The 21,873-nt window shown below is 40.7% G+C and carries 27 protein-coding genes and 1 tRNA gene; 19 read left to right on the top strand and 9 right to left on the bottom strand.

Features of this window, described 5'->3' with window-relative positions:
* The first annotated feature begins 14 nt into the window (after positions 1-14).
* The 4 genes from QP439_RS00580 to QP439_RS00565 all read left to right on the top strand — a co-directional run bounded on the left by QP439_RS00580 (position 15) and on the right by QP439_RS00565 (position 3,750).
* Entirely contained in the window at positions 15-707 is a 693-nt protein-coding gene (locus QP439_RS00580; protein ID WP_261029337.1) for a 5'-methylthioadenosine/adenosylhomocysteine nucleosidase, read from the top strand.
* A gap of 76 nt (positions 708-783) precedes the next feature.
* The gene (rocS, locus tag QP439_RS00575; protein ID WP_000021242.1) at positions 784-1,275 is read left to right on the top strand and encodes a chromosome segregation protein RocS; all 492 of its coding nucleotides are present in this window, start codon (positions 784-786) and stop codon (positions 1,273-1,275) included.
* A gap of 112 nt (positions 1,276-1,387) precedes the next feature.
* Positions 1,388-1,978 carry a 3'-5' exonuclease gene (locus QP439_RS00570; RefSeq protein ID WP_285386934.1) on the top strand — a complete coding sequence of 197 codons (591 nt, stop codon included), beginning with the start codon at positions 1,388-1,390 and terminating at the stop codon, positions 1,976-1,978.
* A gap of 8 nt (positions 1,979-1,986) precedes the next feature.
* Positions 1,987-3,750 (top strand): glycerophosphoryl diester phosphodiesterase membrane domain-containing protein, encoded by a 1,764-nt coding sequence (locus tag QP439_RS00565; protein ID WP_285386930.1) that lies wholly within the window; start codon positions 1,987-1,989, stop codon positions 3,748-3,750.
* A gap of 72 nt (positions 3,751-3,822) precedes the next feature.
* On the opposite strand, the gene QP439_RS00560 is transcribed toward QP439_RS00565, so the two are convergent.
* From QP439_RS00560 to QP439_RS00550, 3 genes are all read right to left on the bottom strand, one after another.
* Positions 3,823-4,122, bottom strand: coding sequence for a YbaB/EbfC family nucleoid-associated protein (locus tag QP439_RS00560; RefSeq protein WP_285386928.1), 300 nt, complete (start codon positions 4,120-4,122; stop codon positions 3,823-3,825).
* Between the two features lie 194 nt (positions 4,123-4,316).
* Positions 4,317-4,559: a type B 50S ribosomal protein L31 gene (locus tag QP439_RS00555; RefSeq protein WP_000710764.1), complete on the bottom strand. Its 243-nt coding sequence runs from the start codon at positions 4,557-4,559 to the stop codon at positions 4,317-4,319.
* Between the two features lie 95 nt (positions 4,560-4,654).
* Entirely contained in the window at positions 4,655-5,590 is a 936-nt protein-coding gene (locus QP439_RS00550; protein WP_285386916.1) for a DHH family phosphoesterase, read from the bottom strand.
* A gap of 103 nt (positions 5,591-5,693) precedes the next feature.
* Between QP439_RS00550 and QP439_RS00545 the strand changes: the two genes are divergently transcribed.
* From QP439_RS00545 to QP439_RS00520, 6 genes are all read left to right on the top strand, one after another.
* A complete protein-coding gene (locus QP439_RS00545) occupies positions 5,694-6,137 on the top strand; it encodes a flavodoxin (protein ID WP_001162128.1) in 444 nt (147 codons plus the stop codon).
* Positions 6,138-6,252: 115 nt separating this feature from the next.
* A complete protein-coding gene (locus QP439_RS00540; protein ID WP_078238390.1) occupies positions 6,253-6,519 on the top strand; it encodes a chorismate mutase in 267 nt (88 codons plus the stop codon).
* Positions 6,516-6,890, top strand: coding sequence for a fluoride efflux transporter CrcB (gene crcB / locus QP439_RS00535; RefSeq protein WP_285386905.1), 375 nt, complete (start codon positions 6,516-6,518; stop codon positions 6,888-6,890). The genes QP439_RS00540 and crcB (QP439_RS00535) overlap by 4 nt, the downstream gene beginning before the upstream one ends.
* On the top strand, positions 6,884-7,213 hold the full coding sequence (crcB, locus tag QP439_RS00530; RefSeq protein ID WP_261202054.1) for a fluoride efflux transporter CrcB: 330 nt from the start codon (positions 6,884-6,886) through the stop codon (positions 7,211-7,213). The genes crcB (QP439_RS00535) and crcB (QP439_RS00530) overlap by 7 nt, the downstream gene beginning before the upstream one ends.
* A 118-nt stretch (positions 7,214-7,331) precedes the next feature.
* Positions 7,332-7,679, top strand: coding sequence for a 50S ribosomal protein L19 (gene rplS, locus QP439_RS00525; protein WP_001068669.1), 348 nt, complete (start codon positions 7,332-7,334; stop codon positions 7,677-7,679).
* A gap of 41 nt (positions 7,680-7,720) precedes the next feature.
* A tRNA-Arg gene (locus QP439_RS00520) sits at positions 7,721-7,792 on the top strand.
* Positions 7,793-7,847: 55 nt separating this feature from the next.
* On the opposite strand, the gene yidA is transcribed toward QP439_RS00520, so the two are convergent.
* Together yidA and QP439_RS00510 are read right to left on the bottom strand one after the other, a co-directional pair.
* A complete protein-coding gene (gene yidA, locus QP439_RS00515) occupies positions 7,848-8,654 on the bottom strand; it encodes a sugar-phosphatase (protein WP_285386889.1) in 807 nt (268 codons plus the stop codon).
* A gap of 12 nt (positions 8,655-8,666) precedes the next feature.
* Entirely contained in the window at positions 8,667-9,971 is a 1,305-nt protein-coding gene (locus QP439_RS00510) for an HD domain-containing protein (protein ID WP_285386886.1), read from the bottom strand.
* 71 nt (positions 9,972-10,042) lie between these two features.
* Here QP439_RS00510 and QP439_RS00505 point away from each other — a divergent pair, with 71 nt between their 5' ends.
* From QP439_RS00505 to ffh, 3 genes are all read left to right on the top strand, one after another.
* Positions 10,043-10,420, top strand: coding sequence for a YwiB family protein (locus QP439_RS00505; protein WP_000702357.1), 378 nt, complete (start codon positions 10,043-10,045; stop codon positions 10,418-10,420).
* Between the two features lie 90 nt (positions 10,421-10,510).
* On the top strand, positions 10,511-10,843 hold the full coding sequence (locus QP439_RS00500; protein WP_285386883.1) for a putative DNA-binding protein: 333 nt from the start codon (positions 10,511-10,513) through the stop codon (positions 10,841-10,843).
* Between the two features lie 11 nt (positions 10,844-10,854).
* Positions 10,855-12,426 (top strand): signal recognition particle protein, encoded by a 1,572-nt coding sequence (ffh, locus tag QP439_RS00495; RefSeq protein ID WP_000863612.1) that lies wholly within the window; start codon positions 10,855-10,857, stop codon positions 12,424-12,426.
* A 201-nt stretch (positions 12,427-12,627) separates the two neighbouring features.
* Here ffh and QP439_RS00490 read toward each other — a convergent pair whose 3' ends face one another.
* Entirely contained in the window at positions 12,628-13,911 is a 1,284-nt protein-coding gene (locus QP439_RS00490; RefSeq protein WP_185756763.1) for a uracil-xanthine permease family protein, read from the bottom strand.
* 252 nt (positions 13,912-14,163) lie between these two features.
* Positions 14,164-14,877: a 16S rRNA (guanine(527)-N(7))-methyltransferase RsmG gene (rsmG, locus tag QP439_RS00485; protein WP_261081182.1), complete on the bottom strand. Its 714-nt coding sequence runs from the start codon at positions 14,875-14,877 to the stop codon at positions 14,164-14,166.
* A 93-nt stretch (positions 14,878-14,970) separates the two neighbouring features.
* Between rsmG and QP439_RS00480 the strand changes: the two genes are divergently transcribed.
* Together QP439_RS00480 and htpX are read left to right on the top strand one after the other, a co-directional pair.
* Positions 14,971-15,531: a LemA family protein gene (locus tag QP439_RS00480; RefSeq protein WP_000219846.1), complete on the top strand. Its 561-nt coding sequence runs from the start codon at positions 14,971-14,973 to the stop codon at positions 15,529-15,531.
* 1 nt (position 15,532) lies between these two features.
* Complete coding sequence (htpX, locus tag QP439_RS00475) at positions 15,533-16,432, top strand: zinc metalloprotease HtpX (protein ID WP_033687100.1); 900 nt, start codon at positions 15,533-15,535, stop codon at positions 16,430-16,432.
* A 150-nt stretch (positions 16,433-16,582) separates the two neighbouring features.
* Here the strand turns inward: htpX and QP439_RS00470 are convergent, their stop codons facing one another.
* Both QP439_RS00470 and QP439_RS00465 read right to left on the bottom strand, forming a co-directional pair.
* Positions 16,583-18,142, bottom strand: coding sequence for an ATP-binding cassette domain-containing protein (locus QP439_RS00470; RefSeq protein WP_285386876.1), 1,560 nt, complete (start codon positions 18,140-18,142; stop codon positions 16,583-16,585).
* A gap of 387 nt (positions 18,143-18,529) precedes the next feature.
* Positions 18,530-18,859 carry a helicase BlpT gene (locus QP439_RS00465; protein WP_285386873.1) on the bottom strand — a complete coding sequence of 110 codons (330 nt, stop codon included), beginning with the start codon at positions 18,857-18,859 and terminating at the stop codon, positions 18,530-18,532.
* 167 nt (positions 18,860-19,026) lie between these two features.
* Between QP439_RS00465 and QP439_RS00460 the strand changes: the two genes are divergently transcribed.
* The 4 genes from QP439_RS00460 to QP439_RS00445 all read left to right on the top strand — a co-directional run bounded on the left by QP439_RS00460 (position 19,027) and on the right by QP439_RS00445 (position 21,872).
* Positions 19,027-19,569, top strand: coding sequence for a YceD family protein (locus QP439_RS00460; RefSeq protein ID WP_285386871.1), 543 nt, complete (start codon positions 19,027-19,029; stop codon positions 19,567-19,569).
* The gene (gene nth / locus QP439_RS00455; RefSeq protein ID WP_285386868.1) at positions 19,569-20,198 is read left to right on the top strand and encodes an endonuclease III; all 630 of its coding nucleotides are present in this window, start codon (positions 19,569-19,571) and stop codon (positions 20,196-20,198) included. Before QP439_RS00460 ends, nth begins: the two co-directional genes overlap by 1 nt.
* Before the next feature lie 210 nt (positions 20,199-20,408).
* Positions 20,409-20,930: a bifunctional pyr operon transcriptional regulator/uracil phosphoribosyltransferase PyrR gene (gene pyrR / locus QP439_RS00450; RefSeq protein ID WP_000850023.1), complete on the top strand. Its 522-nt coding sequence runs from the start codon at positions 20,409-20,411 to the stop codon at positions 20,928-20,930.
* Between the two features lie 18 nt (positions 20,931-20,948).
* Positions 20,949-21,872 (top strand): aspartate carbamoyltransferase catalytic subunit, encoded by a 924-nt coding sequence (locus QP439_RS00445; protein WP_084926577.1) that lies wholly within the window; start codon positions 20,949-20,951, stop codon positions 21,870-21,872.
* Position 21,873: the final 1 nt, after the last annotated feature.

Raw genomic sequence — 21,873 nt, 5'->3', positions numbered from 1 at the left:
GAAAAGGAATTGAAATGAAAATTGGAATTATTGCGGCTATGCCAGAAGAACTGGCTTATCTGGTCCAGCATCTAGACAATGCCCAAGAGCAAGTTGTTTTAGGCAATACCTATCACACAGGAACCATTGCCTCTCATGAAGTCGTTCTTGTAGAAAGTGGAATTGGTAAGGTGATGTCTGCTATGAGTGTGGCGATTTTAGCTGATCATTTCCAAGTGGATGCTCTTATTAATACGGGATCAGCTGGGGCAGTAGCAGAAGGTATTGCTGTTGGGGATGTCGTGATTGCTGACAAATTAGCCTATCATGACGTGGATGTTACAGCTTTTGGCTATGCTTATGGACAAATGGCGCAACAACCGCTGTATTTCGAATCAGATAAAACCTTTGTTGCCAAAATTCAAGAGAGTCTATCTCAATTGGATCAGAACTGGCATCTTGGTTTGATTGCTACAGGAGATAGTTTTGTTGCAGGAAATGACAAGATAGAAGCGATTAAGTCCCATTTTCTAGATGTTTTGGCTGTTGAGATGGAGGGGGCAGCTATTGCTCAGGCAGCGCATGCCCTTAATCTTCCAGTTTTAGTCATTCGAGCTATGAGTGATAATGCCAACCATGAAGCAAACATCTCTTTTGATGAGTTTATTATCGAAGCTGGACGTCGCTCTGCTCAAGTCTTATTAGCCTTTTTGAAGGCCTTAAATTAAGCGAAAATTTGACAGTTTTTCTAGCTTATGATAAGATTTAAGTAAAGAAAAGCTAGAAAACGTTTCAGAGGATATTATGAGTATTGAAATGACCGTCAGTGAGATTGCAGAGGTCTTAGGATTATCTCGCCAAGCAATCAATAACCGTGTCAAAGAATTACCAGAAGAAGACACAGATAAAAATGACAAAGGGGTAACAGTCGTTACCAGAAGTGGCTTGATTAAGCTAGAAGAAATCTATAAAAAAACGATTTTTGAAGATGAGCCTGTCAGTGAAGATGTCAAGCAACGTGAACTGATGGAGATTCTGGTTGATGAGAAGAATGCAGAAATTCTTCGTCTCTATGAACAATTAAAAGCCAAGGATCGTCAGTTATCAGAAAAAGACGAGCAGATGCGCATCAAAGACCGTCAGATTGCTGAGAAAGACAAACAACTTGATCAGCAGCAACAATTGACTCTTCAAGCCATGAAGGATCAAGAAAATCTTAAGCTAGAGCTGGACCAAGCAAAAGAAGAAGTCCAATCCACTAAGAAAGGCTTTTTTGCTCGTTTATTTGGAGGATAATCAAGGAGCTGTTTAGGTTAAATGCTAACCTGATGGCTTCTTTTATTTCTAATCTAAATAGTATAGTTGCTCAAGTAAAATAAGAAGAGAGACAGTATAGGAGAGGTAGAAAATGGAACGATTAGAAGATTACATTGCTTTTGACTTAGAATTTAATCAGCATGAAGGACAAACACACTTGATTCAAGTATCGGCAGTGCGTTTTAGAGATGGTCGGGAAATCGACGCCTATGATTCCTATGTCCATACTAGTGTGCCTCTAAAGAGTTTTATCAATGGATTGACGGGAATTACAGCTGAGACCTTAAAAGATGCTCCACCAGTGGAGAAAGTTATCAAGGAATTCCAAGAGTTTGTGGGTTCTTTGCCGATGATAGGCTACAATGCTGTTAAAAGTGATTTACCTATTTTAGTGGAGCATGGTTTAGATTACAGCCAACAGTACATGGTTGATCTGTATGATGAAGCTTTTGAACGTCGCAGTTCGGATTTACATGGTATTGCCAATCTCAAATTGCAAACTGTTGCCTCATTTCTCGGATTTCAAGGACAGTCCCATAATAGTTTAGAGGATGCTCGGATGACGGCGCGTGTTTACGAGTCCTTTCTAGAGTCAGATCAAGCTAGAGAATTGTTAGGGGCAGAAAGTAGTCTTTCAAACAATCCTTTTGGTGGCCTAGACTTGTCTCAATTATTTGACTAGGAGTGCCTATGAAACCTGAAAAACCTAAAAATCTAGGTTTTAGGAAAATCTACTTTAATCTAGATAAAATTCTCTTTCTCTTTTTCTTGATATTCATGATGATTGAGTTTGTCTGGTTACCACTTAATTCTTGGATTGCTGGACTTTTACTCCGTCAGACAGGTTATCTCTTTCTTTCATACAACAATATTTTTGCCATTATAAAAGGGTCGCCATTTGTTAGTCTTGCTTTATTTGTTCTGGTAATCGTTAATTTATTGATCGCCTATTACCAGATAGGACTTCTCTTTATCGGAGCTCGACACCTCCTCTATCACGAAAGGAGAACCTTGCTAGAGTACAGTCGCAAGGTCTTTCGACAAAGTTTCTTGTTTATGAAGCAAGTGACGATTTCCAAAATGGCCTTTATCTTCTTTTATGTCATGATGCTCTTTCCATTGATTCGAAAGATTTTAAAGATTTATTACCTCAATAAAATTGTCATTCCGGACTTTATCGTTGATTATGTGGAAGACAAGTATTGGCTTGTAGGTATAGTGGTTACTATTCTAGCTTTACTTCTATTTTACATTTCAGTGCGTTTCATGTTTGCCCTACCTCAGCTTTTATTTGAAAAGAAAACAGTCAAAGAAGCTGTCAGATACAGTCTAGAGAAGACCAGAAAGCACTCCTGGTTTTATACTTGGAACTTGCTTTGGATTGTCGTCAAAACCTATCTATTTTTTATTCTTCTGTTGATTCCAATCCTAGCAAGTCAGGTGCTGATGGATGGTCTGACCCATAAGGAATCTCTTGTACTGGGAATTATCAACTTTGTCTTGATTAAGAATTTCCACTACATAGCCTTGACTTACTTCCTTATTAAGTTTGTTTCCTTCTTAACAGGAGAAGAACTAGAAATCACACCAAGGAGAAAGAAAGACCACTGGATGAGATGGGGAGTGATGGGCTGTGCTTGTATCTTTTTCGCTCTTGAGGGTTATGTTTATTTAGAAGCTCCAGTCGCCAATAAACCTTTAATTATCTCTCATAGGGGAGTATCCAATAAGAATGGTGTCCAAAATACAGTCCAATCTTTAGAAAAGACGGCTCAACTAAGTCCAGACTTCGTTGAGACAGATGTTCAGGAAACAAAAGATGGCCAGTTTGTCATGATGCATGATGCCAATATCAAGAATCTGACAGGAGTTAATGCCAACCCCCAAGATTTAACTTTGGAAGAATTAACTAAACTCAATATTTCAGAAAATGGTTATCATAGCAAGGTGTCTAGTTTTGATGATTATCTCAATAAAGCCAATGAATTGCATCAAAAACTCCTCATTGAGATAAAAACCAGTCGAAAAGACAGCCCAGATTTGATGAAACGCTTTATGGAAAAATATGGAACTGTTCTTAAGCAGAATGGTCACCAAATGCAATCCTTGGATTACCATGTGATTGATCAGGTGTTAGCCTACGATTCTCAAATTCCAGTCTATTTCATCCTACCTTACAATAGTATCTTTCCAAGAACTAAGGCTACAGGTTATACCATGGAGTATTCAACTTTGGATGAAAATTTTGTCAATAAGCTTTGGAATACCGATCAGAAATTGTACGTGTGGACCATCAATAGTTCAGAGTCCTTTGATAAATCCGTTCAGCTAGGAGCAGATGGAATGATAACAGATGACTTGGAAATGATTCAAGACCAGGTTACCATTGCCCAAGAAGACCCAGAGTATACGGAATTGCTTTTCAAACAGGCCATGGAATTCTTTAATTTTTAGTAATCAAAAAGAGGAACAGTTGTTCCTCCCACGATAGGCAAGTATTCTCTTGAATGCTTGTTTTTCTTATGCTTAGAATGGCAATTTCCCAGCGAAAGCACCTAATTTTTTCTTGGTAGTTTCATCGATTTGTTCAAGAGCAGCATTGATAGCTTGAACGGTCATATCAGAAAGAGTTTCAAGATCTTCAGGGTCAACGACAGCTGGATTGAAGTCAATGCTGACGACTTTTTTGTCACCTGTTATGGTCGCTTGAACAAGGTCTTGAGCAGATTTGCCAACAAATTGCATAGCAGCAAGCTCAGCTTGGCTTTGTTCCATTTGTTTTTGAAGTTTTTGTGCTTGGCGCATCATGTTTTGCATGTTCATCATAGTGATTTACAGTTTCCTTTTATCTTATTTTCTTTCCTATTTTATCAATTTTGGGGTTAAAAGTCTATTGTTAGTATAAATCCACTAACATTAAATTACCGAAGAGATTTTCGAAGAGTATGAGTCTGGAACATGAAAACAGCAGTTGATTTCAAGAAACAAAAAAGAACAGTCGAAACTGTTCTTTTTTATGATTATTTGAGACCGTATTTTTTGTTGAAACGATCCACGCGTCCATCTGCTTGAGTGAACTTTTGACGTCCAGTGTAGAATGGGTGTGAGTCTGATGAAATTTCCACACGGATCAATGGGTAAGTTTCGCCTTCGAACTCAACTGTTTCGTTAGAGCGTTTTGTTGAACCGCTAAGGAATTGGTAACCAGTAGTTGTGTCCATGAAGACAACTGGGCGATATTCTGGATGGATATCTTTTTTCATTTTGCAATATTTCCTTTCTGCCATGGTCTCTTTGCGAGCCATAGATTGTTACCATACTAGTCTATCAGATTATGAAAAGTTTGGCAAGTATTTTATCAGTTTTTAAGCAAGTTTTTTAACTTTTGATAGATGATTTCGTTTTCCTCTAGGCTATAGGAATTAGCACCACTTGCTAGGGGGTGGCCTCCACCATCATGCTCCTTGGCAATTTCATTGATAGGATGGATTTTACTGCGTAAGCGGACACGGTAGTGGCCATCAGCCTGCTCCACAAAAATTCCCCAGAGACCCACACTATCAATACGTCCAGGTGCACCGACAATAGCTGCAGTTTCAGCATCGGTAACATTGAATTGTTTTAAGATTTTCTGACTCAGGATAACGCGAGCAGCACCATTTTCATCCACTTCCAGATGGTCGTAGATGTAGCCTTGAAGTTTAGCAATTTTGTAGCTCATAGTGTCCATTTTTCGAGTGAGAGACGCAAAGTCAAAGTTATGTTCTCTCAGATAAGCAGCCAGTCGAAGAGTCCGTGCAGTTGTAGAAGGATAAAGGAAGCGACCCGTATCACCGACAATTCCTGCAAAGAGCAACTCAGCAGCGCTATCTGATAAGGCCAGTTGGGTTGTTTCTGAAAATAGAGTAATCATCTCGCTAGCGCTGCTTGAACTAGTATCTACCCAAGATAGGTCACCATATACATCATCATTTGGATGGTGGTCAATTTTAATGAGAAAATCACCTTGACTATAGCGTTTATCATCGATACGAGCAGTATTAGCTGTATCACAGACGATGACAAGTGCTCCCTGGTAGGTACTATCTTCAACAAGATCCATCTCAGCCATCCAAGTTAGAGTTGGTTCATCAAAACCAACGGCTTTGATAGTTTTTTCTGGGAAATGATGTTTGAGAAGAGCTTTTAATCCCACCTGACTTCCCAAGGCATCAGGGTCTGGTTTCATATGACGGTGAATGATAATCGTGTCGTATTCTTTAATTTTTTCTAAAATTTGATGGCAAATGTCCATAAATAACCTCAATTCTTTCTCATTTCATTGTAGCACAAGAATTTTTATTTTTAAAATGAAAAAGATGTGATATAATGGAGAAAGATAAATTGAGGAGGACGATATGGCATTAGCAAAAATTGTATTTGCCAGTATGACCGGTAATACCGAAGAAATTGCAGATATTGTAGCAGACAAATTACGTGACTTGGGCTTGGATGTCGATGTTGATGAATGTACAACTGTTGACGCTTCAGACTTCTTGGAAGCAGACATCGCTATCGTTGCGACCTATACTTATGGTGATGGAGAATTGCCAGATGAGATGATGGACTTCTACGAAGACCTAGCAGATCTCAACTTGAATGGCAAAATCTACGGAGTGGTCGGCTCAGGAGATACATTCTACGATGAATTCTGTAAGGCTGTTGATGACTTTGACCGTGTCTTTGTGTCAACAGGAGCAGAAAAAGGTTCAGAGTGTGTTAAAGTTGATCTTTCTGCCGAGGAAGAAGACATTGAACGCTTAGAACAATTCGCAGAAGAATTGGCTGCTAAAGTAGGATAAGCATAAAAGTGCGCTGATGCAATCAATCAGTGCATTTTTCTTATCGAGAGTTGGGATTTTACTAGCCTATTTGGTGGCTTTTTGATACAATAATTCAAATAAAGGAGGAGACTGTATGGATTTAGATATTATTCGTCAAGAAATTGATCAAATCGACGATCAAATTGTTAAACTTCTAGAAGAACGAATGCACTTAGTTGAAGGGGTTGTGGCTTATAAGAAAGCTTCGGGTAAACCAATTTTAGATACCAAGAGAGAAGAAGTTATTTTTGAAAAGGTTAGGAGTCGTGTAGGAGATAAGCGCTATCAGGAAACTATTGTCGCGACTTTTTCGGACATACTCAAACGTTCGCGTGATTATCAGGATCAAAATATCAAATGAAAAAAGAACAATTTTATCCGCTAGGAATTTTTCTAGCTGCCATGGTGGGCGGACTTGTGCGCTACCTTGTTTCCACTTGGTTACCAGCCAGTCCAGACTTTCCTTGGGGCACTCTCTTTGTAAACTATCTGGGAATTTTCTGCCTGGTTTATCTTGTCAAGGGATATCTGGTCTATAAAGGAACCAGTAAAGGCGTTATTTTAGCACTGGGGACGGGCTTTTGTGGCGGTTTAACAACCTTTTCCAGTCTCATGCTTGATGCTGTGAAACTGCTGGATACAGAGCGTTATCTTAGTTTAGTTATGTATTTGCTTTTGAGCATCGGTGGAGGCCTACTCTTGGCTTATTTTCTAGGGAGGAAGAAATGGTAATCGTCTATCTTGCAATTGCTTGTGGCTTCGGAGCTCTAGTACGTTATTTCTTTTCTCGCTATAATCAAGCTTCTAAATTGCCACTCGGAACGCTAATAGCCAATCTTTTGGGTTGTTTTTTAATTGGATTATTCTACAATCATGTAGAGTCTAAGGAAGTCTATGCTATTTTAGCAACAGGATTTTGTGGAGGTTTGACAACCTTCTCTACCTTGAATGACGAACTCCAAAGGTTGCTGAGCGATAGGAAAGTCTTTTATTCTTACCTAGCCTTAACCTACCTAGGTGGTTTAGTTGCGATTTTTTTAGGAATTCTGCTATAAATTTCTTTACTTTTTTGTGGAAATTTGGTAAACTGTATCTTGTGTGTAATGGACGCACAAAAATACAGTTTATCCGCTGAGGAAGATTCCTCAAGATTGACAAAGATAGGAGAATAAAATGAATCCATTAATCCAAAGCTTGACTGAAGGTCAACTTCGTACAGATATCCCATCATTCCGTCCTGGTGACACTGTTCGTGTACACGCGAAAGTTGTCGAAGGTAACCGTGAACGTATCCAGATTTTTGAAGGTGTTGTTATTGCACGTAAAGGTGCTGGTATCTCAGAAAACTACACAGTTCGTAAAATCTCTAACGGTGTAGGTGTTGAGCGTATCTTCCCAATCCACACTCCACGTGTTGAAAAAATCGAAGTTGTTCGTTACGGTAAAGTACGTCGTGCGAAATTGTACTACTTGCGTGCTCTTCAAGGTAAGGCAGCTCGTATCAAAGAAATCCGTCGTTAATTCGACTAAAAAACTCTGCTTTTCAGCAGAGTTTTTATCTAGCTCCCTTAGTTCAATGGATATAACAACTCCCTCCTAAGGAGTAGTTGCAGGTTCGATTCCTGCAGGGGGCATTAATTAGATATCAAAAACCGCTCAGCCGAGCGGTTTTCGTCTATTCATAGCCTTTTACAATACCCATGTACGGATGGCATGGGCAACGCCGGATTCATCATTTGTTTTGGTGATGTATTTGGCGATTTTTTTGATTTTTGGATTTCCATTTTCCATGACAACGGGATTGCCAACGACTTCTAGCATGGCACGGTCATTTTCTTCGTCCCCGATCGCCATGGTTTCATCTGTGGTCAATCCGAGTTTTTCAGCTAGGTGAGTGATGGCTGAACCCTTGTCTATATTCTTTTTAAGGAGTTCGAGATAGAAAGGAGCAGATTTGTTGATGGAGTAGCGTTCGTAAAATTCTGCTGGAATTTTTTCAATCGCAGCATCGAGAATCTCAGGCTCATCGATGAACATACACTTGACGATTTCCTTGTCAGCCATTTCTTCAGGAGTGCGGTAAAAGATGGGCATGCTGACGAGGGTTGATTCGTGCACAGTGTATTTTCCGATATTGCGATTGGCTGTGTAGATGCCGTCCTTGGTAATAGCGTGCATGTGGACACCGAGCCTACGACTGAGAAATTCCATATCCAGATAATCCTCATAGGTCAAGGATTCGCTGATAATCTCATGTCCTGTAGCAGTTTCTTGGACAAGGGCACCATTGAAGGTCACCACATAGTCACCCTCGTCTCTCAGCTGCAAGTCGTCCAGAAGTTTGGCAACACCTGCGATAGGGCGGCCAGTTGCAATCACGACTTTGACACCAGCTTCTTTGGCATCTTGGATGGCAGAAAAGACTTCAGGAGTGATCTCCTTTTGGCTGTTGACTAGGGTTCCGTCGATATCGACGGCGATTAGTTTAATACTCATAAATTTCCTCTTTTAGTTTTTATTTGGGGTAAAATGATCGTTCTCAATCAAGTGTAAAAATTGCTGGGTGATACTTGTGAAGATGCTGTTTTGGTCCAACATTTCTTTCGGAAAATAGAAACGATTATCTCCGTGACGACTACCAGCAAGGGATTGGACGATAGGAGACAGGCTAGAGAGTTCGGCCAGTTCTCCATTCTTTTGTAAAATTTCAATCTGTGTCCGCGGATTTTCAGATTCGGGACGATAGATATCATAAGGGAGGTCGAAGTTCTTATGAATAGCAGTGTAGTAGTCGGGATCAAAGCCGATGTCCTCAACCAATTTTCTCATGCTAGCAAGTTTGTCTTGGTCCTCTTGTGAAAAGGTAATGGATTTAAAGACCTTGCGGTTGACAAAGCGTTGCGACAGGTCTGCAAGAATCTTGTCAGGACTGGTCATCCAGAGTTGGAAATAGGTATTCATCACACCATCATCCAGAGCCAGATAGTCAGACAAGGTCACATTTTTTTCAAAGAAAGGCAGGAGATGTGGAGAAGTTCGTGCAAAGAAGTTCTTGTCCTTAGGGTAGAGTTCCTTGGCGCGCTTGAGAAGATTCTGTAGGAGAACTTCCATGGCGCGTGTTGCAGGATGGAAATAAACCTGCATGTACATCTGGTAGCGACTGAGGACGTAGTCTTCGATGGCGTGCATGCCATTGCGCTGAAAGGCGATGCCATTTTCGACAGGGCGAATGACTCGGAGGATTCGAGTCAGGTCAAATTCCCCATAGGATGCTCCTGTAAAATAGGAGTCGCGCAAGAGATAGTCCATGCGGTCTGCATCAATCTGACTAGAAATGAGTTGAACGACCTGCTTGTTAGGATAGGTATGGTCGATAACACTGGCTACCTTTTCTGGAAAATCTGGTGCCACTTGTAGCAGGACTTGGTGAATCTCCGTTTCAGGACTTTGGATAATCTCCTGAGTAATGGCTTCGTGGTCTGTATCAAAGAGATGTTCAAAAGTATGGGAGTAGGCACCATGCCCAAGGTCATGTAGGAGAGCCGCGGTCATGGTCAAGAGAGACTCAGCAGGATTCCATTCCTTAGGATATTTTTCTTCAAAAATCTCTGTGATTCTTCTAGCAATTTCATAGACGCCTAGACAGTGAGAGAAGCGACTGTGTTCTCCACCGTGGAAGGTATAACTGGAAGTTCCCAGTTGTTTGATACGACGCAAACGCTGAAATTCTTTTGTATTAATCAAGTCATAGATGATTTGATTATTGACATGGATGTAGTTGTGAACTGGGTCACGGAATACTTTTTCGTTCATATGACCATTATAGCAAAATCCTGCTCTTTTTGGTAAAATAGTAGGACAAGAGACAAGAAAGAGGACCTGATGTGAAGATTCGGATGCGAAATACGATTCAGTTTGATGAGCAGTTGGAAGTGATTGACCAGCTTTATGACGTGGAAGTGCATGAAAAAGGAGATTATAGCTATCTGCTTTTCTATAATGAGGAAAAGGAAAAAGTAGTTATTAAATTTCATGGTCAAGAACTGGTGATGAGCCGTTTTTCCAATCCCAAGACCATTATGCGCTTTTTAAAGGATAGTGATAGTTTAGCCTATATTCCCACACCTATGGGCATGCAGGAGTTTATCATCCAAACGACTCATTATCAAGTTGATGGGCAAAAGATTGAGCTAGATTATCAACTACAAAATCAAGAGGGACAACCCTTTGCCAGCTATCAATTGGAAATTACTTGGGGCTAGGCTCTTATATTTCTCAAATTTAGCTAGCTATCTTCTCGGATTAGCCTGCTAATGTGGTAGATTAGGCTAATTTTTGGTATAATAAAAGTTATGGAAATCGAAAAAACCAATCGTATGAATGCGCTCTTTGAATTTTATGCGGCGCTTTTGACAGATAAGCAAATGAATTATATAGAGCTCTACTACGCTGATGATTACAGTCTTGCTGAGATTGCTGAAGAGTTTGGTGTCAGTCGTCAGGCTGTCTATGATAATATCAAGCGGACAGAAAGGATTCTGGAAGATTATGAGATGAAATTGCACATGTACTCGGACTACATTGTCCGCAGTCAGATTTTTGATCAGATTTTGGAGCGGTATCCCAAGGATGACTTTCTGCAGGAGCAGATAGAAATTTTAACAAGCATTGATAATAGAGAATAAGAGGAAGAAAAATGGCATTTGAAAGTTTAACAGAACGTTTGCAGAACGTCTTTAAAAATCTACGTAAAAAAGGAAAAATCTCTGAGGCTGATGTTCAAGAGGCAACCAAAGAGATTCGCTTGGCCTTGCTTGAGGCTGACGTTGCCTTACCTGTTGTAAAGGACTTTATCAAGAAGGTTCGTGAGCGTGCAGTTGGACACGAGGTCATTGATACCCTTAATCCTGCCCAACAAATTATTAAAATCGTTGATGAGGAACTGACTGCTGTTTTAGGTTCTGATACGGCTGAGATTATCAAGTCACCTAAGATTCCGACGATTATCATGATGGTCGGTTTGCAGGGGGCTGGTAAAACAACTTTTGCAGGTAAACTTGCCAACAAACTCAAGAAGGAAGAAAATGCTCGTCCTTTGATGATTGCGGCGGATATCTATCGTCCAGCAGCCATTGATCAGCTTAAGACCTTGGGACAACAGATTGATGTGCCTGTCTTCGCTCTTGGGACAGAGGTTCCAGCTGTGGAGATTGTTCGTCAAGGTTTGGAACAAGCCCAAGCCAATCATAATGACTATGTCTTGATTGATACGGCAGGTCGTTTGCAGATTGATGAGCTTTTGATGAATGAACTTCGTGACGTAAAAGCATTGGCTCAACCAAACGAAATTCTCCTCGTGGTTGATGCCATGATTGGTCAAGAAGCGGCCAATGTTGCGCGTGAGTTTAATGCTCAGTTGGAAGTGACTGGGGTTATCCTTACTAAGATTGATGGTGATACTCGTGGTGGTGCTGCTCTATCTGTTCGTCACATTACTGGAAAACCAATCAAGTTCACTGGTACAGGTGAAAAGATTACGGACATTGAGACCTTCCACCCAGATCGCATGTCTAGCCGTATCCTTGGTATGGGGGATATGCTCACTTTGATTGAGAAAGCTTCTCAAGAATACGATGAGCAAAAAGCACTTGAAATGGCTGAGAAGATGCGCGAAAACACCTTTGATTTCAATGATTTCATTGATCAGTTGGATCAGGTGCAAAACATGGGGCCGATGGAAGACTTGCTCAAGATGATTCCAGGTATGGCTAACAATCCAGCCCTTCAAAACATGAAGGTGGATGAACGCCAGATTGCGCGCAAACGTGCTATTGTGTCTTCAATGACACCTGAAGAACGTGAAAATCCAGATTTGTTAAATCCAAGCCGTCGCCGTCGTATCGCTGCAGGTTCTGGAAATACCTTTGTCGAAGTCAATAAATTCATCAAGGACTTTAACCAGGCTAAACAACTCATGCAGGGTGTTATGTCTGGAGATATGAACAAAATGATGAAGCAAATGGGAATCAATCCAAACAACCTTCCTAAAAATATGCCAAATATGGGAGGAATGGATATGTCTGCCCTTGAAGGAATGATGGGACAAGGCGGTATGCCTGACCTGTCAGCTCTCGGAGGAGCAGGAATGCCAGATATGAGCCAGATGTTTGGTGGCGGACTCAAAGGTAAAATTGGTGAATTTGCTATGAAACAGTCCATGAAACGCATGGCTAACAAAATGAAAAAAGCGAAGAAGAAACGTAAGTAAGACAAAGGAAGGCCGCAGGGCTTTCCTTTTTTAGAAAGAAGAAAAATGAGCACTTCCGTAATTGGAAATGCTCGTTTTTTGATGTATTTAGACTCTCATACTCAATGAAAATCAAAGAACAAACTAGGAAACTAGCCGCAGGCTGTACTTGAGTACGGCAAGGCGACGTTGACGTGGTTTGAATTTGATTTTCGAAGAGTATTAGTCTTTATTTTCGTATGGCAAGATCAAGTTCAAGATGATTCCTGTCATGGCTGATAGGGCAGTACCTGAAAGAGTAACTGGACCAAGTTTAAGGATAGCTCCTCCAAGTCCAAGTACCAACATAGCACTTGCGATGATTAGGTTACGCATTTGACTGAAGTCAACACGTTCTTTGATCAAGACTTTCAAACCGTTGCTGGCGATGACCCCATAGAGAAGGATTGACATACCACCAAGTACAGCATTTGGAATGGTTGAAATCAAGGCAGTAAATTTACCAAGGAAGCTAAGGGCAATCGCGATAAAGGCAGCGTTACGGATAACTGAGACAGAAGCGATACGAGTCATACCGATAACCCCTGTATTTTCTCCATAAGTTGTATTGGCTGGTCCACCAAGGAAGGCAGAAACTGAAGTTGCGATACCGTCACCAAGAAGAGTACGGTGAAGACCTGGTTCTTTCAAGAATTGACGGCCACAGATTTGACCCAAAACAGTATGGTCTCCGATGTGTTCAGAGATTGTTACGATAGCGATTGGCAAGATAGCGATAGTTTCTGGACCGAAGTAAAGATTGTATTCTTTAAAGGCACCACCTGTGCTAAATGGCAAGTAGAAACCAGGAATTTCGAACCAGTTGGCTTTAAGAACTGGTGTAAAGTCAACCAAGCCAAGGGTTAGTGCGAAGAGGTAACCACCGATAATGGCAAAGAGGAATGGAATGATTCGTAGGAAGCCTTTGCCTTTTGTATTGATAAAGGCAGCAATCAAGAAAGTAACAACTGCTACAAGAGCATTTTTCCAATTTCCATCAGCTACAAGACCAGCGTTAGTGACTGCTGAACCTGCAAGTCCAAGACCGATAACGATGATCATAGGTCCGATGATGATTGGTGGCAAGAGTTTATCAATCCACTTTGTACCCGCAAAACGAACACTTGCAGCCACAAGGACATAGACTAAACCAGTCAAGATAACCCCTGTTTGAGCAGCAGATACATCACCACCCATTTCTTTCATAGCCAGTGACATTGCTGTGATAAAGGCAAATGAAGAACCTAGATAAACGGGAACTTTAAAACCAGTTGAAATCATATAGATGAGTGTCCCGACACCTGAAGCAAAAAGAGCAACAGATACAGGCATTCCCAAAATCAATGGTACCAATATGGTCGCCCCAAACATGGCGAAAACGTGTTGGAAACTAAGGAGAATTCCTTTTCCAGCCGAAGGACGTTGGTCAACGTCTAGTAACAAATCAACAGTTGATTCTTGTTTCATATAAACCTCACTTTTGGGCATCAAAAAAGAGCCCATTATTTTACAGCAATAGGCCCTCAGAGTAAGACTTCTCTAAAATCTAGACTTTAAAGAGTTTCAAGTATTTCTGCGTCTTCGTCACCTCACGGGATGACATTAAAAACCTTTGCTTAGGATAGTATAGCAGAAAAAAATGATTTTGTAAATCATTTTTTCCCGAGCCTAAAAATAAAAGAGCGAGGCTAACTTTGTAAACATTTTTTACTAAAAAATTTAAAGTGGGCGTTTGTTGGGCATGCCAGCCTTTCTTGGATATTTATTTGGTGTTTCTTTTTTCTTTTCTACCACTGAGATATAACGCGAATCTCCATTAGGTAGAGCGTAGCTGAGATTGTCTTCGACCTTACTAAAAAGGAGGTTGAGGGCATTCTTAGCTTCTAATAATTCCTCAGGAGCATTGCTAGCCTTGAGTGCCAATAGTTTGCCACCAACTTTAAGGTAGGGAATAGTCAATTCAGACAAAACCTGCATACGAGCTACAGCACGGGCAGTTACCAAATCAAACTGGGCACGGAAGTTCTTGTCTTGGGCAAAATCTTCGGCACGTCCATGGTAGAAATGAACACCGTCCAAATCTAGTTCTTGAGCCAAAAGTTGCAGGAAGTTGATGCGCTTATTGAGCGAATCAATGATGGTCACATCTAACTGAGGATAGAGAATTTTCATTGGTAGACTAGGAAATCCTGCCCCGGCCCCGATATCAAGCAGTTTGATAGTTTCATTGGGAATCAAACCTTGCGGAATAGGTGCAATAGAATCGTAAAAATGTTTGAGATAAACTTCTTCCTTGTCTGTAATAGCTGTTAGATTAATCTTTTCATTCCATTCAACTAATAGCTCAAAATAACGTTCAAATTGGTGTTTTTGCTGGTCCGAAAGTGGAAGATTTTGCTCGGTAAGCAAGTTGTAAAATGTTTCTGGTTTCATAGTTTTTTCCTTCTTTAGTATCATCTTATTTTACCACAATCATTAAAAATTTGATATACTGGTACTAATCTAAAAGCAGAAAGGACTTATATCATGACTTGGATTATTCTTGGAGTTTTAGCTCTTGTTGTGATTTTTGTGATTGTTAGCTATAACGGTTTGGTTAAGAATCGTATGCAAACAAAGGAGGCTTGGAGTCAGATTGATGTTCAGTTGAAACGTCGAAATGACCTCTTGCCAAACTTGATTGAGACTGTAAAAGGTTATGCCAAATATGAAGGTTCTACCCTTGAAAAGGTGGCAGAACTACGTAACCAAGTGGCGGCAGCGACTTCACCAGCAGAAGCTATGAAAGCTAGTGATGCACTTACTCGTCAGGTTTCAGGTATTTTTGCAGTTGCAGAAAGCTATCCAGATTTGAAAGCTAGTGCAAACTTTGTTAAATTGCAAGAGGAGTTGACAAATACAGAAAATAAAATTTCTTACTCTCGTCAACTCTACAACAGTGTTGTCAGCAACTACAATGTAAAATTAGAAACTTTCCCAAGCAATATTATCGCTGGGATGTTTGGATTTAAAGCAGCAGATTTCCTTCAAACACCAGAAGAGGAAAAGGCAGTTCCTAAAGTTGATTTTAGCGGTTTAGGTGACTAAGATGTTGTTTGATCAAATTGCAAGCAATAAACGAAAAACGTGGATTTTGTTGCTGGTATTTTTCCTACTCCTAGCTCTTGTTGGCTATGCGGTTGGTTACCTCTTTATGCGCTCGGGGCTTGGTGGTTTGGTTATCGCGCTGATTATCGGCTTTATCTATGCCTTATCCATGATTTTTCAATCGACAGAGATTGTCATGTCCATGAATGGAGCGCGTGAGGTGGATGAGCAAACGGCACCAGACCTCTACCATGTAGTGGAAGATATGGCTATGGTCGCTCAGATTCCCATGCCCCGTGTTTTCATCATTGATGATCCGGCCTTAAATGCCTTTGCGACAGGTTCTAACCCTCAAAACGCAGCGGTTGCTGCGACGTCAGGTCTCCTAGCTATCATGAATCGCGAGGAGCTAGAAGCTGTTATGGGGCACGAAGTTAGTCATATTCGTAATTACGATATCCGTATTTCGACTATTGCTGTTGCCCTTGCTAGTGCTATCACCATGCTTTCTAGTATGGCAGGTCGTATGATGTGGTGGGGTGGAGCAGGTCGCAGACGAAGTGATGATGACCGAGATGGAAATGGCTTAGAAATCATTATGCTCGTGGTTTCCCTCCTAGCTATTGTGCTGGCCCCTCTCGCTGCAACCTTGGTGCAACTAGCTATTTCTCGTCAGAGGGAATTTCTAGCTGATGCTTCCAGTGTCGAGTTGACGCGCAATCCTCAAGGGATGATTAATGCTCTACGCAAGTTAGACAACAGTAAACCGATGAGTCGTCCTGTCGATGATGCCAGCAGTGCACTTTATATCAATGATCCCAAGAAAGGTGGAGGGTTCCAAAAACTCTTTTATACCCACCCACCTATCTCAGAACGGATTGAACGTTTAAAACATATGTAAAAAGAAGGCTGGGAAAAAGCCTTTAAAATCTGAAAAACGCATAATATCAGGTGTGAAAAAACTTGATATTATGCGTTTTATTATGGGAAGCTTTACTTTCTCTTCTCCTAAAATTGTGTTTTTACCCCATCTATCTGCTATGTTGCAAATTTATAAATCTTCTAAATTAACTACCTCTAAACCGTGTTCTGTTAAGCGATAGATGCTTGAACAGACCTCTTTTAAGAAACGACGGTCATGTGAAACAGTAATGATACCGCCTGGATAGGTTGCAAAGAGTTTTCTTATTTCAGGTTGAGAAGTGGGAGAAAAGTTTCGTGTAGGTTCATCCAGAAGGAGAAAGTTTGGGTTGCACAAGACTAAATCCAAAAGCAGGAGTTTACCTTGTTGTCCGCCAGATAAGGAGCGAATTTGGTGGTGCATTTCTGGATAACTGAAATTGAGACTGGCTAAGTGAGATTGGATTTTCTGCAGTTCCTCTTTTTCACCAGTTTTGATGAGATAGGCGATTGGTGATAAATCCAATTGCAGTTTTTGCTGGTAATCTTGTGGCATAAAACCAAGGGAAATCTCTCTTTTATCATTAAAAAGTTGCTTTAACTTGGTTAACAGAGTTGATTTACCAACACCATTTTGACCGATGATACCGATTTTTTCTTGCCCACGGACAGTTAGTTGTAGTTCCTGAGACAAAACTCGGTCGTCAATGGATAAATTTTCTTTTTCCAATTGGATTAAGACTTTAGAAGCCGGTAATGGTTGGATGTCTGAGAAAAAAAGTTGAATGTATTCTTCTTCAAGTGGCTTTTTAGTCATGGACTGAGCTACTCTTTCATAGCGTTTTTCTTGAGAGAGAACATTTTTCATCTTTTTAGCCAATAGGCGACCGGCAGTACTGTCTTTGGTAGCTCGAAGCGCAGTTTCTACATTTTGCTTGACTCGTCGATGTTTTTCCATGGTTTTATTGTAGGCTCTTTGGTCGTTAGCAGCTTGCTGGCTTTGTTTAATAAAATTAGCCTTTCTCTGGTCGCTATAGCTATCATAATCTAAATGTTCTACTAGGGTTTCCGCTTCTTTACGGTGCTTGACCAGTCGCAAGTGAACAATAGTGTCTGCCGTTTCAGAAAGAAAGTCCTCATCATGGGAAATGAAAATAACAGTTTGCCGAATCTTTCGAATCTGACTTTTTAGCCAATCAACTGTTTCAAGGTCTAGGTCATTTGAAGGTTCATCTAAAAATAGAATCTCAAAGGGTTTGGATAACTCATGGATGAGCTGAATTTTCAAAGCTTCGCCCCCTGATAGACTGCCAATCTTTTGGTCGCTAGCGAATCGATTGCTATCAAAATGCAATTCCTCAGCCAAACGATAGAGGATACTGTAGTCTAAATCAATAGAATCTAAAAAGAAGTAGTCGTGTAGAGTTTTCTTTTTCAGCTCTTCGGGGAGTTTTTGAGGAATGTAGGCCAGTGATTGATAATCAGACTGGATGACACCCCTGATAGTGAAATCAGGCAAAGCTTTCCCCATTAAAGTTTTAAGCAAGGTTGATTTGCCATTTCCTTCTTCGCCAATAATAGCTACCTTTTCTCCTTCTTGGATGGTCATGTTTAAGTCAGAGACAAGGTCTCGTAAATCTTTGTTTTGTGTGATGATCAGGTGATTGATTTTTATCATATGATTGCCCTTTCTAGAATGTCCATAGTGCATAACAAAAAGCTCTACTTTACCTAGTAGAGCCCAAAGTCTATGTCAAAAAACTCTATTAATACTCTTCGAAAATCTCTTCAAACCACGTCAGCGTCGCCTTACCGTATATATGTGACTGACTTCGTCAGTCTTATCTACAACCTCAAAACAGTGTTTTGAGCAACCTGCGGCTAGCTTCCTAGTTTGCTTTTTGATTTTCATTGAGTATAAAATGCCAGAAAAAGAGCATAAAAGAGCACACAAAAAGAGACAAAAACAAGATCTACTAAATAAAGTTCTTTATTTGATAGACTTAGTTGTTCATGTCTCCCTTACCTCCGAGTATTAGTACCTTTATCCTATACCTTTTAGGAAATTTTGTCAACAAAAAACTGGAAATTCTAATCTCTAAAATCCAAAAACAGGTCCATAAAGAGTCAGTACGTGTTTGACATGCTCGTAATGGAACTTGTCATAGTTGCGCCAAGCAATGCGTGCTTGATCGTTTAGTTTTAGACTACCCAGTCCAATCAGAAGACTGGTACGTTGGTAAAATTTCTCAAGGTCTATTAAGATACTGTTGTCCAACTTTTCCGCTTTTTTAAGCTCTTTTATAGTAGTATTTAGCAGCTCTTGTAGTCGAATATCATCTGCCCTACCCTGTTTGCAGCTTTGGAAATTTTTATTTAACTCGGATAGGAGTTGGGTTGCATTAGTAATGAGTTCTTTGTCTTCCATGTGAGCATCCTCCTTGCTCTGATGTATTATTGCCTATAGTATAGCACTAAAAAACAAAAACGTCATAGTAAATATGTTAAAAATCGAAATTTAATTACAAAGTTTGGTGGGCTGATTTGTAGGCTTTTCATGGTATAATCAAGAGAGTAAATCTTTATGGAGGAAGTATGAAATTAAATATTCAAGAAATTCGTAAGCAGTCTGAAGGCTTGCATTTTGAACAAACCTTAGACCTAGCCACAGACCTGCGTGCACGCAATCAAGAAATTTTAGATGTAAAAGGTATCCATGCTGTGGGGAAAGTACAGTACGAAGACCGTATGTATTTCTTAGATTATCAGTTGTCTTACACCATTGTTCTTGCCTCAAGTCGCAGTATGGAGCCAGTTGAGTTAGTTGAATCTTATCCAGTAACGGAAGTTTTTATGGAAGGCGCAACCAACCAGCTAGATCAAGAAGTTTTAGACGATGATTTAGTCCTGCCTATCGAAAATGGAGAACTTGACCTTGCTGAGAGCGTAGCAGACAATATCCTGTTGAACATTCCTATCAAGGTTTTGACGGCTGAAGAAGAGGCTGGTCAAGGATTTGTGTCAGGAAATGACTGGCAAATCATGACAGAAGAAGAATACCAAGCCCAACAAGCGGTTAAGAAAGAAGAAAACAGTCCTTTTGCTGGCCTACAAGGACTATTTGATGGAGACGAATAATGGTCTTGTCAAAAAAACGCGCACGAAAGGTGCTAGAAGAAATTATTGCTCTTTTTCCAGATGCCAAGCCCAGTCTTGATTTTACCAATCATTTTGAACTACTAGTTGCGGTCATGTTGTCAGCTCAGACAACAGATGCAGCGGTAAATAAGGCCACACCAGCTCTCTTTGCTACCTTTCCAACGCCACAAGCCATGTCTGTTGCGACAGAGGGTGAGATTGCTTCACACATTTCTCGCCTGGGACTGTATCGAAATAAGGCTAAATTCCTTAAAAAATGTGCCCAACAGTTACTAGATGATTTTGATGGTCAAGTGCCTCAGACTCGTGAAGAATTGGAGAGTTTGGCAGGTGTTGGTCGCAAGACAGCCAATGTTGTCATGAGTGTGGGGTTTGGGATTCCAGCCTTTGCAGTGGATACTCATGTGGAGCGTATTTGCAAACACCACGATATTGTCAAAAAATCAGCGACACCGCTTGAGGTGGAAAAACGTGTCATGGATATCTTGCCACCGGAGCAGTGGTTAGCAGCCCACCAGGCCATGATTTATTTTGGAAGAGCCATTTGCCATCCTAAAAATCCAGAGTGTGACCACTACCCACAGTTATATGATTTTAGCAATTTATAAGATGGGGTATCAAAAGTTTTTGCTTGATTTTAGGCTTGCTTTGTGCTATAGTAATTGATAACTAAATATTCCTTTAAACCTGTCCCGTGAGGCAGGCAAGGAGCGTGATAAAGTAGAAGGGTGAAGTCTATACTGTTTGCAGTAGGGCTCGCTTGGCTATACATTTCAAGTCTCCTTGTTTAAGGAGACTTTTCTTTTTGGAGGTTTGTCATGAAGACAAAAGAAGTTGTAGACGAATTGACCGTCAAACGAGCGATTACGCGTATTACTTATGAGATTATCGAACGTAACAAAGATTTGAATAAAATCGTCTTGGCTGGTATTAAAACTCGTGGTGTCTTTATCGCCCACCGCATCCAAGAACGTTTGGAACAGCTAGAAAATCTTTCAGTTCCGGTTGTAGAATTGGATACGAAACCTTTCCGTGACGATGTTAAAAGTGGAGAAGATACTTCTTTGGTTTCTGTTGATGTGACAGACCGTGAAGTTATCTTGGTGGATGATGTACTTTATACAGGCCGTACCATCCGCGCTGCTATTGATAACATTGTCGGACATGGCCGTCCTGCGCGCGTGAGTTTAGCAGTCTTAGTCGATCGTGGACATAGAGAATTGCCAATCCGTCCAGATTACGTTGGGAAAAATATCCCAACCAGTCGTTCTGAAGAAATCATCGTAGAGATGGCAGAACTTGATGGCCAAGACAGAGTTCTGATTACTGAAGAAGCTTAGAAAGCTAAAGGAGTAGCCATGTCAGAAAATCAACAAGCATTGAACCATGTGGTGTCCATGGAAGACCTCACTGTCGATCAAGTGATGAAATTGATTAAGCGAGGAATTGAGTTTAAAAACGGAGCTCAGCTTCCTTATGAAGACCATCCGATTGTTTCCAATCTTTTCTTTGAAGATTCTACACGGACGCATAAGTCCTTTGAAGTAGCAGAGATTAAACTGGGGCTTGAACGACTTGACTTTGATGTGAAGACTAGTTCGGTCAATAAGGGTGAGACACTTTATGATACCATCTTGACTCTGTCTGCTTTGGGAGTGGATGTCTGTGTGATTCGCCATCCAGAGGTCGACTACTATAGAGAGTTGATTGCAAGTCCAACGATTACAACTTCCATTATCAATGGTGGAGATGGTTCGGGACAACACCCTAGCCAGAGCTTGCTTGATTTGATGACCATTTATGAGGAATTTGGTCACTTTGAGGGTCTCAAGGTTGCTATTGCAGGTGACTTGGACCACTCACGAGTTGCCAAATCCAATATGCAGATTTTGAAACGCTTGGGAGCTGAACTTTACTTTGCTGGACCTGAGGAATGGAGAAGTCAAGAGTTTGCAGACTATGGACAGTTTGTAACTATTGATGAAATCATTGATCAGGTAGATGTCATGATGTTTCTTCGTGTGCAACATGAACGACATGAAAGTGGAGCTGTCTTTTCAAAAGAAGACTACCATGCCCAACATGGCTTGACTCAAGAACGTTATGATCGTTTGAAAGAAACAGCGATCCTCATGCACCCAGCCCCAGTGAACCGTGATGTAGAAATAGCAGATCACTTGGTTGAAGCACCAAAATCACGGATTGTCCAACAAATGACCAATGGTGTCTTTGTTCGAATGGCAATCTTAGAATCCGTACTGGCGAGTAGAAACGCCAACTAAA

The sequence above is a fragment of the Streptococcus sp. UMB1203 genome (assembly GCF_030217725.1).
In the GTDB taxonomy this organism is placed as follows: domain Bacteria; phylum Bacillota; class Bacilli; order Lactobacillales; family Streptococcaceae; genus Streptococcus.
Note: the sequence above shows the minus strand (reverse complement) of the source record. Positions and strands in the feature narration are given on the sequence as shown.